Here is a 14,190-nt window from a genome sequence, read left to right on the forward strand (position 1 = left end):
TTCCCAAGGTTCGGCGAACAGTGGGTAAGGAAGATCCCTACAATACGGGCCTTTGCGGAGAGATCAAATTTACGCCTGAAGAGATTGACCCACTCGGCGTTCCTTCTAGACCTAGCCTCTGGTCTGAACAATCAAACCAAAGGCTGCGCCACAGTTGACAATCGAAATGGGCTATGCAGATCAAATTTGGATCAACCGCCTTGAAGCTTTCTTGACGAGCCTTCACGCGACAGGTCCTAGTACTGCGTTTCGGATGCCAGCTTTCCATTACGCGATGCTCGGACGCCGGGCACCTTTCGACGCGAATCCGCCGTCCGATCGCAATGGCGAACCTGTGACATAATACATAGGGCATTTCGGCCCGTTTGGGTGTAAGGACAGGGATGGCCGCGCTAGACGTATGGCCATCCCTATCCCCTCAGCCGTCAAGCGACCCGGGCTCAGCCGGCATCGCGTGCTACGCGCGTCCGTTCGAAAGTCTTACCCCATGCCCTTTCCCGATCTGCCTTCCAGCCTCGCCAGCGCCCTTGCCGAACGAGGCTACGAAAAGCCGACTCAGGTTCAACAGGCCGTTCTGGAACCCGGCGCGCACGGACGCGATCTGGTGGTGTCGGCACAGACCGGATCGGGAAAGACGATAGCTTTCGGCCTGGCGTTCGCGGCGCAGGTCCTGGGCGAAGACGGAAGCGTGCGCGCGCCGAGCGTGCCGCTGGCGCTGGTGATCGCGCCCACGCGCGAGCTGGCTCTCCAGGTCAGCCGGGAACTCGACTGGCTGTACCGGCCAGCAGGTGCGCGTATCGCCACTTGCGTCGGCGGCATGAACCCGCAGCAGGAACGCCGCGCGCTCAAGGCGGGCGCAACCATCGTCGTCGGCACGCCGGGGCGGCTGCGCGACCATCTCGAACGCGGTACGCTCGATCTGTCGTCGCTGGTCGCAGTGGTGCTCGACGAGGCGGACGAGATGCTCGACATGGGCTTTCGCGATGAACTCGAACACATTCTCGACGCCACGCCCGATGGGCGGCGCGTGCTGATGTTCTCTGCCACCATGCCGCGCCCGATCGAGGCGATGGCCCGCCGCTATCAGCGGGACGCCATGCGGATCGCCACGGTGGGGGCGGCGCGCGGGCACGGTGACATCGCCTACCAGGCGGTCACCGTATCGCCGTCCGAGATCGAGAATGCGGTGGTGAACCTGTTGCGCTTCCATGAAGCGGAAACCGCGATATTGTTCTGCGCCACCCGCGAAAAGGTGCGCCATCTGCATGCGACCTTGCAGGAACGGGGCTTCGAGGTCGTCGCCCTTTCCGGCGAACATTCCCAATCCGAGCGCAATCAGGCCATGCAGGCCCTGCGCGATGGGCGCGCCAAGGTTTGCGTCGCTACCGATGTGGCGGCGCGCGGTATCGATCTGCCGAGTCTGAGCCTGGTGATCCATGTGGAGATTCCGCGCGATGCCGAGACTTTGCAGCATCGTTCGGGCCGCACCGGCCGGGCGGGCCGCAAGGGCATTGCGGTGATCGTGGTGCCTTATCCGCGGCGCAAGCGGGTCGAGAGCATGCTGCGGCACGCCAAGATTCAGGCCGAATGGATCGCGGCGCCGGATCGCGATGCGATCATCGCGCAGGACCGCGCCCGTTTGCTGGAAACGATGCTTCAGCCGGTCGAGGCGGACGAGGCGGATCGCGAACTCGCCGATGCCCTGCTGGAACAGCGCACCCCGCGCGAGATAGCGACGCTGCTGATCCAGGCGCACCGTTCCAGGATGCCCGAACCGGAAGAGCTGCTGGTGAATTCCGCCGAAGCGCACCGCGCCGCGCAAAAGGAACGGCACCGCCCCGGGTTCGACGACATCGTCTGGTTTCGCATGGACATCGGGCGACGCCAGAACGCGGACCCGCGCTGGATCCTGCCGATTCTATGCCGGCGCGGCCACATCACGCGAAACGAGATCGGCGCGATCCGTATCGGGCAGGGCGAAACGCACTTCCAGATACCGCGCGCAGTCGCCGACACATTCGCACGCGCCGCCGCGAAAACGGCGGGCGACGACGGAGATGGGAGCGATCTGGCGATAGAGCGCGCCACCGAACCGCCCCGCGCCACTGCACGGACGAACAACCGCAAGAAGCAGCCCGCCCACGGGGTCAAGGTGCGACCACGACCGAAACAGGGAAGGAAAAGGCGGACGTGAGGAGCCATCTCCGCTTCTCGTTCCGCGTGCTTACCGAGCGGGCAGTCTATTGCCGGCCCATTTCACACCATTCGCGAGGCATGCACTTGCGGCGCCGGCAGACTCAAAATGCTCGCCCACGCGTAGCGGTCGTGCCGGCGTTGCCGGCCCCGATCCCCTGCACTGTGCTGACGTGCGAGCGGCTTGCAGCTATGGGGCATCGGATATGTCAATTTCCGAACCTCCCGCACCGCTGACCGTTGCCGCGCTGTACCGCTTCGCGCGTCTTGGCGATTGCGCTTGCCTGCGCGCGCCGCTCGAACGCCTGTGTCGCGAGCAGGGAATCCGCGGCACCTTGTTGCTCGCCCCGGAAGGTATCAACGGCACGATTGCCGGTACGCATAATGGAATCTCGAACGTGCTCGATGCCATCCGCGCCTTGCCGGATTGCGCCGATCTGGATGTGAAGTTCTCGACTGCATCCGCCATGCCGTTCCACCGCATGAAAGTGCGCGTGAAACGCGAGATCGTGACGATGGGCGTTCCCGATATCGATCCGCGAGCGAGCGTCGGTACCTATGTCGAGCCGCAGGACTGGAACGAGCTGATTTCCGATCCGGACACCATCGTGATCGATACGCGCAACGATTACGAGGTGGCCCTGGGCACGTTCGAGGGCGCGATCGATCCCGAGACCCGGACATTCCGCGATTTTCCCGAGTGGTTCCGCAGCCAGCGCGACAAGCTGGCGGGTCAGTCCTCGCCGCCGAAGATCGCGATGTTCTGCACCGGCGGCATCCGCTGCGAGAAGTCCACGGCCTTTCTCAAGCGGCAGGGGCTCGAGAACGTCTATCATCTGAAGGGCGGCATCCTGAGATATCTCGAGACGATCCCGCAGGAAAACAGCCTGTGGCGGGGCGAATGCTTCGTCTTTGACCAGCGCGTGGCGGTGGGCCATGGTCTGGAAGAGGGTGACCACACGCTCTGTTTCGCTTGCCGCCGGCCGGTGACGGCCGAAGACCGTGCAGCGGCCTCATATGAAGCGGGCGTGAGCTGCCCGGCTTGCTACGCGGAGCGTACGGACGATCAGCGCGCATCATATCGCGAACGCCACCGTCAGGAGACGCTCGCCGCCGCGCGCGGCGAGGCGCATGTCGGCGCCTCGCCGGTCGAGCCGAAGAAGCGCCATGTCGACTGATCCGATCCTCTACAGCTTCCGGCGCTGCCCCTACGCAATCCGGGCGCGGCTGGCGCTGACTGTCAGCGCGAAGCGATGCGAGCTGCGCGAGGTCAAGCTGTCGGCAAAGCCCGATGCGATGCTTGCCGCCTCACCCAAGGGCACCGTTCCCGTGCTCGTACTGCCGGATGGCGAGGTAATCGATGAAAGCCTCGATATCATGCAGTGGGCGCTGGGTGCAAACGATCCGGAGGGCTGGCTGCGGCGGAACGACGCCGCGCTGATCGGCCGGAACGACACGTCGTTCAAGCACGACCTCGATCGCTACAAATACCCCGATCGCTACGATGGAGACCCGACGACCCATCGGGCTGCTGGCGCCGCGTTCCTGCACGAGCTGGAGGCTCGGCTCGCGCACGCCGGGCAGCTGTGCGGACAAGATCGCGGGTTTGCGGACGCCGCGATCATGCCCTTCGTGCGACAGTTTGCAGCGGTCGACAACGAATGGTTTGCCGCCCAGCCACTCCCTAATTTGCAAGCGTGGCTCGCGGGCCACCTTGCCTCTGCGCTTTTCGAAACGGTCATGGTTCGCTCCAAGCCCTGGCAGCCGGGCGATGAACCGGTCGTTTTCCCTGCCACTCCCGGCGGGTAACGAAGCATAGCGCGCGAAAGAGCTGCGCCTCTTAACAGTTTGGGCTCTTCGGCGCTCCCTGCTAGGGCCCGCGCCGCAATGATCACCATCGACAAACTCACCGTGCGGCTGGGCGGGCGCCCGATCCTGCAGGATGCCTCCGCCGCCATTCCGCCGGGTGCCCGCGTCGGGCTGATCGGTCGCAACGGGGCCGGCAAATCGACGCTGATGAAGGCGCTGATCGGCGAGATCGAGCCGGATCAGGGCTCGATCGAAATGCCCCGCCGCGCCCGCGTCGGTTACATCGCACAGGAAGCGCCGAGCGGGTCGATTACGCCGTTCGAGGCGGTGCTGGCAGGCGATGCCGAACGCGCGCACCTGCTGGAAGAAGCGGAGACGTGCACCGACATGGACCGTCTGGGCGATGTCCACGAACGGCTGCTGGCGATCGACGCTTACGCCGCGCCCTCCCGCGCGGCGATTATCCTGACCGGCCTCGGTTTCGACGAAACCATGCAGGCACAGCCGATCGACACTTTCTCGGGCGGGTGGAAGATGCGCGTCGCGCTGGGCGCGCTGCTGCTGTCCAACCCCGATGTGCTGCTGCTCGACGAACCGTCGAACCACCTCGATCTCGAGGCGACGCTATGGCTGGAGAGCTTTCTCAAGGCATACCAGGGCACTCTAGTGGTCATCAGCCACGAGCGCGATTTGCTGAACAACGTCGTCACGGCGATCCTCCATCTGCAGGATGGCCAGCTGACGCTCTATCCCGGCGGCTACGACGCATTCGAGAAACAGCGCGCCGAACGCGCCGCGCAGCTGGCGGCGGCCAAGGCGGCACAGGATGCTCAGCGCGCCCGGCTGGAGGACTACGTCGCGCGCAACAGCGCCCGCGCCTCCACCGCCAAGCAGGCGCAGTCGCGGGCCAAGATGCTGGCGAAGATGCAGCCCATCGCCGCGCTGATGGAAGACCCGAGCCTGAGCTTCGACTTCCCCAGCCCCGACGAGATGCGCCCGCCGCTCATCACGCTCGATCTCGCGGCGGTGGGCTATGGCGAAACGGCGATCCTGCAGCGCCTGAACCTGCGGATCGATCCCGACGACCGGATTGCCCTGCTCGGCCGCAACGGCAACGGCAAGACGACGCTCGCCCGGCTGCTCGCCGCCCAGCTCGCGCCGATGGACGGAGCGATGCAGGCATCGGGCCGGATGCGGGTGGGGTATTTCACGCAATACCAAGTGGAAGAGCTGTCGCCCGATGGCACTCCGCTCGACCACATGGTCCGCGCCATGGAAGGTGCCTCGCCCGGCGCGGTGCGAGCGCAACTCGGGCGGTTCGGATTCTCCGGGCACCGCGCCACCGCGCGCATCGGTACGCTTTCCGGCGGCGAGCGGGCGCGCCTGGCGCTCGCGCTCATCACCCGCGACGCGCCGCATCTCCTCATCCTCGACGAACCGACCAACCACCTCGACGTCGACGCGCGCGAGGCGCTGGTGCAGGCGTTGAACGCGTTCGATGGCGCCGTCATCCTCATCAGCCACGACCGCCACATGGTCGAACTCACCGCCGACCGGCTGGTGCTCGTCGATGGCGGCACGGCGAAGGAATACGCCGGCAGCATTGAGGATTACATCGACTTCGTGCTCGGGCGGAACCAGCCGAAAGAAGGCGGCGGGGCGAAACCGAAGAAGGACAAGCGCGCCTCTGCCAAGGATCGTGAGGCCGTGCGCCTCGCGCGCAGCAGCGTCACGGCGAGCGAAAAGGCAATCGCACGCCTGCAGGACAGGCTCGCGTCGCTCGACCACGCGTTGGCCGATCCGTCGGGCACACCCGGCAAGACCCCTGCCGACCTCATGCGCGAGCGGGCTGCAGTCGCCTCGGGGCTGGAGGAAGCCGAGGTGGAATGGCTGGACGCGCAGGAGCGCCTGGAAAAGGCCGAGGCCTGACCGGGATGCGCACCCGCCTCAGCGTCTGCGCGCGCAAGCGACGCTTCGGCACCGACGCGGAGGCGCTGGCGGCGGCAGGCGAGACGGAGGCCGACTTGAGGCATTACCGCTGCGATCGGTGCGGGGCATACCGCCTCACCAGCCGCCGCAAGGGCAAGCGCATCCCGCGTCCGCCGGCGACCGGGGGGCTGGCCCGGTGACCGGGATCATCCTGTTCAACAAGCCCTTCGGCGTCCTCTCGCAGTTCACCGACGAACGGCAGGGCGCTGCTCGCCCGACGCTGGCCGCATTCATCGACGCACCGGGGTACTATCCGGCCGGGCGGCTCGATTTCGACAGCGAGGGGCTGATGGTGCTGTGCAACGACGGGCGCATGCAGGCGCGCATCGCCGATCCGCGTTTCAAGCTGACGAAAACCTATCTCGTGCAGGTCGAGGGCGAGCCGGACGAGGCTGCGCTGGACGCTCTGCGGCAAGGCATACGCTTGAAGGACGGCGTGACGCGGCCTGCCGCAGCGGACCGCGTGGCGGATCCGGCACTGTGGCCGCGCGACCCGCCGATTCGGGTGCGCAAGTCCATTCCCGACTGCTGGCTACGGCTTACGATAGCCGAGGGGCGGAACCGGCAGGTCCGGCGCATGACCGCGGCCGTCGGCCATCCTACCTTGCGGTTGGTTCGCTGGTCGGTGGGGCAATGGTCGCTCGCCGGGCTGGCACCCGGCGAATGGCGCCGGACCTGACCGGAGCGCGTCAGTCGCGCTCGCCAAGGGCCAGACAGCCGCGATTGACCAGTTCGACAATCAGGTCGGCAACGGCCGGGCACTTGTGACTTCGGGGTCCAGCGCGAACCGCGCATCGGCGCAAATCCGTTGGGCGACCGCCGCTGCTGGGCCGTTGCAGGCATACGTCCGTCCGGCGGCGAACAGGGTCACTTCACCCGCGTTCTGCCGGATGAAGGAAAATCGGATGGCCGGATTGCGCTCGAGCCGGAGAGGCCCCGCTGCGCCGCTCCCCAGGTCGGCGGCAGAGATCTGCTCCTCCGGTGCCCAATCGAGCCGCTCGTCCTTCGGCGCCGTGATGTATGCGCCGAACCAGGTCGCGAAGGCGGCCCGGTCCGCCAGCGCGCCCACGGCCATGTCATGCAGGCGCGCAAGAGCCGCGGTGGAGATTTCGCCGGGGTCGGCACCCGGATTCAGATCGACATCGGTATAACGGTCGTCCTCGTCCAGCCGGTCGAGCATGTGGTCCGCCCAAGCGGAGACGAGGTCGCCGCGCGATGGCGCACGGAAACCGATCGAATAGGTCATGCAGCCGTCGCCCACTGCCACGCCTTCGTGTGCGAAGCCGGGCGGCAGGTAAAGCATGTCACCCGGCTCCAGCACCCAGTCCTTCACCGGTTCGAAATCGGCGAGCAAACGCAGGCCGTCGTGTGGCAGCAGGCGCGCGGTATCGTCACAGCGCGGGCCGACACGCCAGCGCCGCCGGCCCAGCCCCTGTACGAGAAACACGTCGTACTGGTCGAAGTGCGGCCCCACCCCGCCGCCGTCGACGGCATAGCTGACCATCACGTCGTCGATGCGCCAGTCGGGGATGAAGCGGAACGACTCGATCAGCGCAGCGACCTCCGCCACGTGATGATCGACCGATTGAACCAGTAATGTCCACGGGCAATCGCCCAACGCGCCGAAGCGTTCGGGAGCGATGGGGCCATGTTCGAGCTCCCAACGGTTGGGCCCCGGCTGCTGCACTAAACGGGATTCTATCTCCGCTTCACACGCCAGTCCGGCAAGCGCCTCGGGTTCGAGGGGGTTGGTCCAGTCGTCCCACGCACCGCGGATCAGCAGCGGGCGTTTCTGCCAGATGTCGGCAAGGAACCGCGCGGTGTCGAACGTGCGTAGGGACAGCACTAGAATTCTGTCTCTCTGTCGGCCGTGGCCATCAGGCCCATGAAATTGCGGGCCGCATCCCGGTCGTTTTCATCGGGGAACGCGACTTCGACATCCGGCGCGGCGCCGAGCAGGAGTGGATCGACCACAACGCGAACCGCTGCCCACGACCGCGCGACAGCTCGAAATCGACCTGCATCCTTTCGATCCCGGAAACGCGTGGCACTTCCTCTGGAGCGTCTAACGAGCGGGAGCCGAAGTATTGGTAGTGGAGGTCGTCGAACTGCATTGAGCGGCGCTACCACGCGCCATCAAGCGCGTCACGCCGTAGTCGTGGTGAGGTCTGGCCGAAGCCCAACGATTGCACGGCTCGCGAAGGTTTCGCCGCGCATCGTCATCAGGTCGCCGTTCTTGAATTGTTTGTGCATTCCATCTGCGCCTCGACCCGTTATTCATCCAGCGATGGCTCACAATAAGGCCCGCAAGGCCGCGCTCGAAACTGATGTGCAAAGCCTGGAACGCCAGCTCGCCACCTCGAAGATTCGAATCACCGACGAGATGATCGCCCCGTTCGGGGACAAGATGGCGCATACCCTTCGCGACGGTAACAATCGGTTCCGTAGCGAGTATGTTCACCTGTTCGTCGATCGCGTCGAACTTTCATCCCACGAGATTCGCATCTCCGGGACGAAAATCGCCCTCGAAAGAGCCTGAAGATGGAGCGTTCCCATCTTTGACCAGAAGTGGTGCCCAGAAGAGGACTCGAACCTCCACGCCCTTGCGAGCGCCGCCACCTGAAGACGGTGCGTCTACCAATTCCGCCATCTGGGCACGGTGCGGGCCGGTCGTCTCGATCCGGCTCGCGGGTAGGGGCGGGCCAGTAGCGAAGGCGGTGGCAGGTTGTCAACGACTTGTGACGGCGGTTGCGGCGGGGCGCGCATTGGGGCAAGGCGGCGACGGATTCGCGCATGGGCGCGGGCGGCAATCACGACGGACGGCGAAGGCGATGGCGGCACAGGGTTTTGCGGGCGAAACGGCGCTCGACGGCAAGCTGGTGGCGATGACCGGCGGCAGCGGCTTTCTCGGCCGGCATGTCGCGCAGGCGCTGCTCGAACGTGGGGCACGCCTCAGGATCGCGAGCCGCGAGCCGGGCAAGGCGTTTTCGCTCAAGCCGCTGGCCAACCTCGGCCAGATCGAATTCGCGCGGTGCGACGTGCGCGATCCGGCGCAGGCCACCGCGGCGGTCGCGGGGGCCGATGCGGTGGTCAACCTGGTCGGATCGTTCGAGGGCAACCTGATGAAGCTGATCTGCGGCGGCGCGCGCAACGTCGCCGAAGCGGCGCAGCAAACCGGCGCGGGCGCGATGGTCCACGTCAGCGCGATCGGCGCCGATGCCGGATCGCCCGCCACCTATGCGCAGGCCAAGGCTTGTGCCGAGGACGAGGTGCTCGCCGCGTTTCCCGGTGCGACGATCCTGCGCCCGTCGCTGCTGTTCGCCGACAGCGGCGGCTTCGTACGCCTGCTCGCCGATACGATCGCGACGTTCCCGCTGGTGCCGGTGTTCGCGCCGCAGGCGAAGCTGCAACTGCTGTTCGTCGACGATGCGGCCGACGCGGTGACCGCCGCGCTCGCCGATCCGGCGAAGCACGGCGGCAGGACCTACGAGATCGCCGGGCCGGAAGCGATCGGGATGATGGACCTGCACGAGCGGATCGCTGCCGCGCAGGGGCACAAGCGGTATTTCATGCCCGTGCCCGACGCGCTGTCGGGCCTGTTCGCGATGCTGCCGGGCACGCCGATGAATGCGGACCAGTGGGCCTTGCTGCAGCACGGCAACACCGCATCGGGCAAGCAGCCGGGGCTCGACAGGCTGGGCATCCAGCCGCGCCCGCTCGGCCTGTTCCTGGATCGGTGGATGACGCGCTACCGCAAGCACGGCAGGTTTGCCCCGCAGACGCGCGGCGCGGCCTAAGGCCCGCTCAGGACGGTTCGGCGGGCGGCATCGTCCCCTCGTCGGCCAGCAAGGTCAGCGGCTCGACCAGCACGGTCCCGCCCTCGAACCCGACGATCCGCACCCGTGCTCCGGCGGCGAGATCGGGCCCGCGCGCGATCCATTCGCTGTCGCCGTGCCGGATGCGCCCCTCGCCCTGTTCGATCGCGAGCGCAACGGTGCCGGTCTGGCCGATCAGCCGCCCCATGCGGTTGTTGAGCATCGGATCGGCGGAAACGATCGGCTTGTCGCGCAGAAAACGCCGCGCCGAGAAGGCGAAGATCAGCGCCAGGAACACGAAATCGATCACCTGCGCGGCGAGCCCGAGATCGAGCACGAACGTGAGCACGCCGGTGGCGATCGCCGCCGCCGCCAGCCAGATCAGATAGACCCCCGGCACGAGCAGCTCGAGCGTCGCCAGCCCGAGGCCGAGCGCGACCCAGAGCCAGTGCGCGTCGAGGCTGTCGAGCCCGTCCATCGGCTATCCGTTACCGCCGCTGCGCGGCACGCTGGAGCGCGGCACCCGCTCGCGCTGGGAGGGTAGCGGCGTCCCGGCATCGGGCGCGGGCGCAGTCACGTTGCCGTCCGCCGGGCCGATCGCTTCGCGCACCAGCTCGCCGATCCCGCCGAGCGAGCCGATGAGCTGCGTCGCCTCGACCGGGAAGAGGATCGTCTTGGCGTTGGGGCTGGTGGCGAACTTGCCGACCGCCTTGGTGTATTCCTGCGCCACGAAGTAGTTGATCGCCGCGTTGCCGCTCTGCGCGATCGCGTCGGACACCAGCCGCGTGGCCGTCGCCTCCGCTTCCGCCGCGCGCTCGCGCGCCTCGGCATCGCGGAAGGCGGCCTCGCGCTTGCCCTCGGCGGTCAGGATCGCGCTCTGTTTCTCGCCTTCGGACCGCAGGATGCGGCTGGCGCGGTCCCCCTCGGCCTCGAGGATCTCGGCGCGCTTCAGCCGCTCCGCCTTCATCTGGCGCGCCATCGCTTCGGAAATGTCGAGCGGCGGGCGGATATCCTTGATCTCGACGCGGGTGATCTTGATCCCCCACGGCGAGGTCGCATGATCGACCACCGAGAGCAGCCGGGCGTTGATCTCGTCACGCTTCGACAGCGTTTCGTCCAGGTCCATGCTGCCCATCACTGTGCGCAGGTTGGTGGTGGTGAGCGCGAGGATGGCGTTGTGCAGGCCCGAAACCTCGTAAGCGGCCTTGCCCGCGTCCAGCACCTGGAAGAACACCACGGCGTCGACCCCGACCATCGCGTTGTCCTTGGTGATGATCTCCTGCCCCGGAATGTCGAGCACCTGCTCCATCACGTTGATCTTGTGGCCGACGCGGTCGATGAACGGCACGATCAGGTGCAGCCCCGGCTCGGCCGCGAGGGTGAACTTGCCCAGCCGCTCGATCGTGTAGACGTAACCCTGCTTCACCACGCGCACCGCCATCAGCAGGAACAGCACCGCCAGCACCAGCAACATTATCAGGGCGATGCCCATCGCTCTCTCCTCGTCTCCGTTCCCGGCATCGTAACGCGCGGGCAGGCCGGGGCAAGCGAAACCGGCGGCGGACGGGGCCCCGTTACCTTTCGGCAAGGAATGCGCTCTAGCGTGCCTGCAAAAGACGAACCGGGGACGCGCGCGTGATCGAGATCGAGGTTCAGAACGAGACCCACCAGACGCAGGACCGGCTGCGCTTCGCCTCGGTGCCGCGGATCGGCGAAGGCATCCGCCTGCGCGAGCCCGACGGCTGCTGGGCTTCCTACGACGTGCTCGACGTGTGGTATCAGAAGGCCGAGTTCGGCGACGTGTGGATGCCCTATCTCCACGTCTGCATGACGCCCGAGGAACAGGCGGTCACGCCGCCCGCGCAGCCGCAACCGGTGGACGCCGCGGCGCCGACCCCGATCCATGTCGCGATCGGCGGCCCCCGCCTCGCTGCCGTGCGCGCGCCCGTGTTGGGCGAGGACGAGGAGGTGTCGTCATTCACGGGCTGATCAAACGCAACGTGCCGGGCAAGGAAGCGGCCGCGCGAGCGCCTGCCGAAGCGCCGGTGGCGGCCGATCGCACGCAGCGCATCGTCGAGGAAGCCAAGGCGGCCCACGCCGCGCGCCACGGCCAGCCGCGCGTGCGCCGCTGCCTGGTGGTCGACGATTCGCGCATGATCCGCAAGGTCGCGCGCCGGATCGTCGAGGACATGGGCTTCGAGACCGCCGAGGCCGAGAACGGCGAAGAAGCGCTCGCGCGGTGCAAGGCGGCGATGCCGGACCTCGTGATCCTCGACTGGAACATGCCGGTGATGAGCGGGCTGGAATTCGTCGAGCGGCTGCGCGCGATGCCCGCCGACCGCGTGCCGCGGGTGGTGTTCTGCACCTCGAATTCGGGCGCGGCCGAGATCCACAAGGGGATCGACGCCGGGGCGGACGACTACGTGATAAAGCCGTTCGACGAGGCGACGCTGCGCGCCAGGCTCGCCCATATCGGCCTGGCCTAAGGCATGACCGAGCCCCCGCGAAGGCGGGGGTCTCAGGCCGGTTGCGGCTCCTCGACAGCCTGAGATTCCCGCCTGCGTAGGAAAACAGGCAACGATCAGGCGAGCGTCTGCCCGTAAAGCTCCAGCAGGTTGGCCCACGCCCGCTCGGCTTCCGCTTCGGCGTAGGCGGGGGAATCGGGCACGGTCCAGCCGTGATCGCCGGCATAGACCTCGATCTCGGCCGGGCGGCCCGCTTCGGCGGCGGCTTCGCGGAACACGGTCTTGTCGGTGGGCGCCTTGGCATCGTCGTCCTGCGCGATCGCGATCAGGAAACTCGCCTGCGTATCGTCGAGCAGCGCGTGCGGGCTCATCGCGTTGCCGTCGCGCACCAGCCCGCCGCCATGGAAACTCGCCGCCGCGCGCACGCGCTCCGGCATCGCGGCCGCGCTCCACACGGTGAACGGCCCGCCCATGCAGTATCCTTGCGTACCCACCCCGCGCGCGGTGTCGACCGCCTCTTGCGCGTCGAGCCAGCCGATCGCGGCCTCGGCATCGCGCATGATCGCCTCGGGCCCCAGCTTCTCGCGCCACGGACCGACTTTCTGGAAACCGCCATTCCCTGCGAAATCCGCGAAATCGGCGAACTGCTGGCCCGCGACGTCGCGATAATAGGGGTTGGCGACGAAGACCGCGTAGCCGCTGTGCGCGAGACGCCGCGCCATCTGACGCTTTACTTCGCGCAGGCCCGCGATGTCGGGCCAGAACAGCACCGCCGGGGCCGCGCCGGACGCGGGATGGACGAAAATGCCATCCATCGTTCCGTCGGCGGTCGCGAAGCTGACGGCGCTTTCGGTTAGGTCGGACATATCGCCCGCGGCGCCGCCCGATGCGCCATCCATCGGCGTGCAGGCCGCCAGCGCGGCCATGCCCCCGAGCGCGCCGAACTGCCGCCGATTCAATCCCTCGCGCGCCCAGCGGGCCAGCTTGTCTTGGTCGCACATGATCGTTCCTCCCGGTGGTTCGTGCGCCATGCTGCGCGCGGCGAGCCGATCATGCAAGCCCGTCAGCCCGCGAAGACCACCGTGCGCGCGCCATTCGTCAGCACGCGCTCCTCGATATGCAGGCGGACGGCTTCGGCGAGCACCCGGCTTTCGATCTCGCGGCCCTTGCGCACCAGATCGTCGGGGCCGTCGGCATGGGTGATCGGCTCGGCGTCCTGATGGATGATCGGCCCTTCGTCGAGGTCGGCGGTGACGTAGTGCGCGGTGGCGCCGATCATCTTGACCCCGCGCGCATGCGCCTGGTGATAGGGTCGCGCGCCCTTGAAGCCGGGCAGGAACGAATGGTGGATGTTGATGCAGCGCCCCGCGAAATGCGCGGCCTGTTCATCCGACAGGATTTGCATGTAGCGCGCCAGCACGACCAGCTCCGCCCCGCTCTCCTCCGCGATCGCGCGGACCTGCGCTTCCTGCGCGATCTTCGAGTTCGCGGTTACCGGCAGGTGATGGAACGGGATATCGCCGATGTCGGTGTGTCGGATCGCCTCGCGCGGATGGTTGGAGACGATGCCCACCGGCTCCATCGCCAGTTCGCCGATCCGCCAGCGATAGAGCAGGTCGGCCAGGCAATGGTCGAACTTGCTGACCATGATCAGCACCCGGCGCGGACGGTCGCGCCGCACCAGCTTCCACGCCATTTCGCTGCGCTCGGCGAACGGCGCGAAGGCCGCGCGCAGGTCGTCCGCGCTCGCCTGCCCGGGATCGAACGCGATGCGCATGAAGAACGCGTCGCTCGCGCGGTCGTTGAACTGCTGCGCCTCGAGGATGTTGCCGCCGCGTTCGAACAGCAGCCCGGCCACCTGCGCGGTGATGCCCGGCCGGTCGGCGCAGCTCAGCGTGAGGACCAGCGGTTCGCCCATG

The 14,190-nt window shown here is 67.2% G+C and carries 17 protein-coding genes and 1 tRNA gene; 10 read left to right on the top strand and 8 right to left on the bottom strand.

The genetic code is table 11. The features are described from left to right. The first annotated feature begins 487 nt into the window (after window positions 1-487). From ACE3QC_RS06995 to ACE3QC_RS07020, 6 genes are all read left to right on the top strand, one after another. Window positions 488-2,194 carry a DEAD/DEAH box helicase gene (locus ACE3QC_RS06995; protein WP_374408000.1) on the top strand — a complete coding sequence of 569 codons (1,707 nt, stop codon included), beginning with the start codon at window positions 488-490 and terminating at the stop codon, window positions 2,192-2,194. 205 nt (window positions 2,195-2,399) lie between these two features. Beyond that, window positions 2,400-3,371: a rhodanese-related sulfurtransferase gene (locus ACE3QC_RS07000; protein ID WP_374408002.1), complete on the top strand. Its 972-nt coding sequence runs from the start codon at window positions 2,400-2,402 to the stop codon at window positions 3,369-3,371. Further along, on the top strand, window positions 3,361-4,002 hold the full coding sequence (locus ACE3QC_RS07005) for a glutathione S-transferase (RefSeq protein ID WP_374406693.1): 642 nt from the start codon (window positions 3,361-3,363) through the stop codon (window positions 4,000-4,002). Before ACE3QC_RS07000 ends, ACE3QC_RS07005 begins: the two co-directional genes overlap by 11 nt. A gap of 78 nt (window positions 4,003-4,080) precedes the next feature. After that, on the top strand, window positions 4,081-5,931 hold the full coding sequence (locus ACE3QC_RS07010) for an ABC-F family ATP-binding cassette domain-containing protein (RefSeq protein ID WP_374406695.1): 1,851 nt from the start codon (window positions 4,081-4,083) through the stop codon (window positions 5,929-5,931). 5 nt (window positions 5,932-5,936) lie between these two features. Next, window positions 5,937-6,131 (top strand): hypothetical protein, encoded by a 195-nt coding sequence (locus tag ACE3QC_RS07015; RefSeq protein WP_374406697.1) that lies wholly within the window; start codon window positions 5,937-5,939, stop codon window positions 6,129-6,131. Continuing rightward, window positions 6,128-6,670, top strand: coding sequence for a pseudouridine synthase (locus ACE3QC_RS07020; protein ID WP_374406699.1), 543 nt, complete (start codon window positions 6,128-6,130; stop codon window positions 6,668-6,670). The genes ACE3QC_RS07015 and ACE3QC_RS07020 overlap by 4 nt, the downstream gene beginning before the upstream one ends. A gap of 60 nt (window positions 6,671-6,730) precedes the next feature. Here ACE3QC_RS07020 and ACE3QC_RS07025 read toward each other — a convergent pair whose 3' ends face one another. After that, a complete protein-coding gene (locus ACE3QC_RS07025) occupies window positions 6,731-7,837 on the bottom strand; it encodes a JmjC domain-containing protein (RefSeq protein ID WP_374406701.1) in 1,107 nt (368 codons plus the stop codon). After that, a complete protein-coding gene (locus ACE3QC_RS07030; protein WP_374406703.1) occupies window positions 7,837-7,965 on the bottom strand; it encodes a hypothetical protein in 129 nt (42 codons plus the stop codon). Before ACE3QC_RS07030 ends, ACE3QC_RS07025 begins: the two co-directional genes overlap by 1 nt. A 313-nt stretch (window positions 7,966-8,278) precedes the next feature. Here ACE3QC_RS07030 and ACE3QC_RS07035 point away from each other — a divergent pair, with 313 nt between their 5' ends. Further along, window positions 8,279-8,530: a hypothetical protein gene (locus ACE3QC_RS07035; protein WP_374406705.1), complete on the top strand. Its 252-nt coding sequence runs from the start codon at window positions 8,279-8,281 to the stop codon at window positions 8,528-8,530. A gap of 30 nt (window positions 8,531-8,560) precedes the next feature. On the opposite strand, the gene ACE3QC_RS07040 is transcribed toward ACE3QC_RS07035, so the two are convergent. Beyond that, a tRNA-Leu gene (locus ACE3QC_RS07040) sits at window positions 8,561-8,647 on the bottom strand. A 175-nt stretch (window positions 8,648-8,822) separates the two neighbouring features. Here ACE3QC_RS07040 and ACE3QC_RS07045 point away from each other — a divergent pair. Next, window positions 8,823-9,788, top strand: a complete 966-nt coding sequence (locus tag ACE3QC_RS07045; protein WP_374406707.1) for an SDR family NAD(P)-dependent oxidoreductase — start codon at window positions 8,823-8,825, stop codon at window positions 9,786-9,788. Window positions 9,789-9,795: 7 nt separating this feature from the next. On the opposite strand, the gene ACE3QC_RS07050 is transcribed toward ACE3QC_RS07045, so the two are convergent. The 3 genes from ACE3QC_RS07050 to ACE3QC_RS07060 form a co-directional block, all read right to left on the bottom strand. Continuing rightward, on the bottom strand, window positions 9,796-10,284 hold the full coding sequence (locus ACE3QC_RS07050; RefSeq protein WP_374406708.1) for an NfeD family protein: 489 nt from the start codon (window positions 10,282-10,284) through the stop codon (window positions 9,796-9,798). Between the two features lie 3 nt (window positions 10,285-10,287). Next, complete coding sequence (locus tag ACE3QC_RS07055) at window positions 10,288-11,298, bottom strand: SPFH domain-containing protein (protein ID WP_374406710.1); 1,011 nt, start codon at window positions 11,296-11,298, stop codon at window positions 10,288-10,290. A 160-nt stretch (window positions 11,299-11,458) separates the two neighbouring features. Further along, window positions 11,459-11,515, bottom strand: coding sequence for a hypothetical protein (locus ACE3QC_RS07060; protein ID WP_374408004.1), 57 nt, complete (start codon window positions 11,513-11,515; stop codon window positions 11,459-11,461). Here ACE3QC_RS07060 and ACE3QC_RS07065 point away from each other — a divergent pair. Beyond that, on the top strand, window positions 11,490-11,795 hold the full coding sequence (locus ACE3QC_RS07065) for a hypothetical protein (protein ID WP_374408006.1): 306 nt from the start codon (window positions 11,490-11,492) through the stop codon (window positions 11,793-11,795). The genes ACE3QC_RS07060 and ACE3QC_RS07065 overlap by 26 nt on opposite strands. Before the next feature lie 131 nt (window positions 11,796-11,926). Continuing rightward, on the top strand, window positions 11,927-12,292 hold the full coding sequence (locus ACE3QC_RS07070) for a response regulator (RefSeq protein ID WP_374408008.1): 366 nt from the start codon (window positions 11,927-11,929) through the stop codon (window positions 12,290-12,292). A 95-nt stretch (window positions 12,293-12,387) separates the two neighbouring features. On the opposite strand, the gene ACE3QC_RS07075 is transcribed toward ACE3QC_RS07070, so the two are convergent. Then, window positions 12,388-13,272, bottom strand: a complete 885-nt coding sequence (locus ACE3QC_RS07075; protein ID WP_374406712.1) for a dienelactone hydrolase family protein — start codon at window positions 13,270-13,272, stop codon at window positions 12,388-12,390. Between the two features lie 62 nt (window positions 13,273-13,334). Next, window positions 13,335-14,189, bottom strand: a complete 855-nt coding sequence (gene purU, locus ACE3QC_RS07080; protein WP_374406714.1) for a formyltetrahydrofolate deformylase — start codon at window positions 14,187-14,189, stop codon at window positions 13,335-13,337. Window position 14,190: the final 1 nt, after the last annotated feature.

The organism is Pelagerythrobacter sp. (genome assembly GCF_041912895.1).
GTDB lineage: Bacteria > Pseudomonadota > Alphaproteobacteria > Sphingomonadales > Sphingomonadaceae > Pelagerythrobacter.

Bases quoted from the DNA above. Each gene is read 5' to 3' on its own strand.
- ACE3QC_RS06995 (WP_374408000.1), top strand. From the start codon at position 488: ATGCCCTTTCCCGATCTGCCTTCCAGCCTCGCCAGCGCCCTTGCCGAA.
- ACE3QC_RS07000 (WP_374408002.1), top strand. From the start codon at position 2,400: ATGTCAATTTCCGAACCTCCCGCACCGCTGACCGTTGCCGCGCTGTAC.
- ACE3QC_RS07005 (WP_374406693.1), top strand. From the start codon at position 3,361: ATGTCGACTGATCCGATCCTCTACAGCTTCCGGCGCTGCCCCTACGCA.
- ACE3QC_RS07010 (WP_374406695.1), top strand. From the start codon at position 4,081: ATGATCACCATCGACAAACTCACCGTGCGGCTGGGCGGGCGCCCGATC.
- ACE3QC_RS07015 (WP_374406697.1), top strand. From the start codon at position 5,937: ATGCGCACCCGCCTCAGCGTCTGCGCGCGCAAGCGACGCTTCGGCACC.
- ACE3QC_RS07035 (WP_374406705.1), top strand. From the start codon at position 8,279: ATGGCTCACAATAAGGCCCGCAAGGCCGCGCTCGAAACTGATGTGCAA.
- ACE3QC_RS07045 (WP_374406707.1), top strand. From the start codon at position 8,823: ATGGCGGCACAGGGTTTTGCGGGCGAAACGGCGCTCGACGGCAAGCTG.
- ACE3QC_RS07050 (WP_374406708.1), bottom strand. From the start codon at position 10,284: ATGGACGGGCTCGACAGCCTCGACGCGCACTGGCTCTGGGTCGCGCTC.
- ACE3QC_RS07055 (WP_374406710.1), bottom strand. From the start codon at position 11,298: ATGGGCATCGCCCTGATAATGTTGCTGGTGCTGGCGGTGCTGTTCCTG.
- ACE3QC_RS07075 (WP_374406712.1), bottom strand. From the start codon at position 13,272: ATGTGCGACCAAGACAAGCTGGCCCGCTGGGCGCGCGAGGGATTGAAT.
- purU (WP_374406714.1), bottom strand. From the start codon at position 14,189: ATGGGCGAACCGCTGGTCCTCACGCTGAGCTGCGCCGACCGGCCGGGC.